1 protein-coding gene is annotated in these 1,423 nt (G+C 66.8%); it reads right to left on the bottom strand.

Going from position 1 to position 1,423, the window contains the following annotated elements:
* Positions 1-186 precede the first annotated feature (186 nt).
* Positions 187-1,422, bottom strand: a complete 1,236-nt coding sequence (locus tag MOV75_RS38020; protein WP_247007979.1) for a replication-associated recombination protein A — start codon at positions 1,420-1,422, stop codon at positions 187-189.
* Position 1,423 lies beyond the last annotated feature (1 nt).

Raw genomic sequence — 1,423 nt, forward strand, 5'->3', positions numbered from 1 at the left:
GGCGGCTTGCCACTCGGCTTGCCTCCCGGACGCGGGCCGGCTGTCTTCGCGCTGCGCGCCTTGAACGGGCGCGCCTCCTTGCGCTCGTCGCGCGAACGGGGCTTTGGATCGGTTCTTTTGATACGGCGGCTCATGGCTGCCTGCGTACCCTAAAAGCCGGCTGCCGTCACGGCGAAATGGCCGCTTCTAGCCTGTGCCGCCCCGCTCCTTCCGCAGCTTCGCCCAGTAATCCAGCCGCTTTCTGATCTCGCGCTCGAAGCCGCGCTCGGGCGGGTCGTAGAAGGTCTGGCGGCCCAGGGCTTCGGGGAAGTAGTCCTGGCCGGAGAAGGCATCCGGCGCGTCGTGGTCGTATTCGTAAGATGCGCCGTAGCCTTCCGACTTCATCAGCTTGGTCGGGGAATTGAGGATGTGCTTGGGCGGCAGCAGCGAGCCGGCTTGCTTGGCGACCTGCATCGCCGTGCCGAAGGCGGTGTAGACGGCGTTCGATTTCGGCGCGGTGGCGAGATAGACCACGGCCTGCGCGATGGCGAGCTCGCCCTCGGGATGGCCGAGGAAGTCGAAGGCGTCTTTCGCCGCATTGGCGATGACGAGCGCCTGCGGATCGGCCAGGCCGATGTCCTCGACTGCCATGCGCACGACGCGGCGGGCCAGGAACAGCGGGTCCTCACCGGCGTCCAGCATCCGCGCAAGGTAATACAGCGCCGCATCGGGATCGGAGCCGCGCACCGATTTATGCAGCGCCGAGATCAGATTGTAGTGGCCATCGGCCGATTTGTCGTAAATCGGTGCACGGCGCTGCAGGATGTCCTGCAATTGCGCGGCGTTGAAAATCTCGTCCGCCCGCGCCGAGCGCCAGACCTCTTCGGCGAGCGTCAGCGATGCCCTACCGTCGCCGTCGGCCATGCGCACCAGCACCGCGCGCGCCTCGTCATCGAGCGGCAGCTTCCTGCCCTCGACCTCCTCGGCATGCGCGAACAGCTTTTCGATCGCCGCCGCGTCGAGCGAACGAAACACCAAAACGCGCGCGCGAGACAGAAGCGCCGCGTTGAGCTCGAACGACGGGTTCTCGGTGGTGGCGCCGACCATCACCACCGTGCCGTCTTCCATCACGGGCAGAAACGAATCCTGCTGGGCGCGATTGAATCTGTGCACCTCGTCGACGAACAGCAGCGTGCCCTTGCCCATCTCGCGGCGGGCGCGCGCGGCGTCGAAGGCCTTCTTCAGATCGGCAACGCCGGAGAACACCGCGGAGATCTGCTCGAAATGCAAATCCGTCGCATCCGCCAGCAGCCGCGCCACCGTGGTCTTGCCGGTGCCGGGCGGTCCCCAGAACACCAGCGATCCCAGCGTGCGCGTCTCCAGCATGCGCGTGAGCGCCCCGTCGGGGCCCAGGATATGGTCCTGGCCGACGACCTCCGACAGC

It is taken from the genome of Bradyrhizobium sp. PRIMUS42 (assembly GCF_023006515.1).
GTDB lineage: Bacteria > Pseudomonadota > Alphaproteobacteria > Rhizobiales > Xanthobacteraceae > Bradyrhizobium.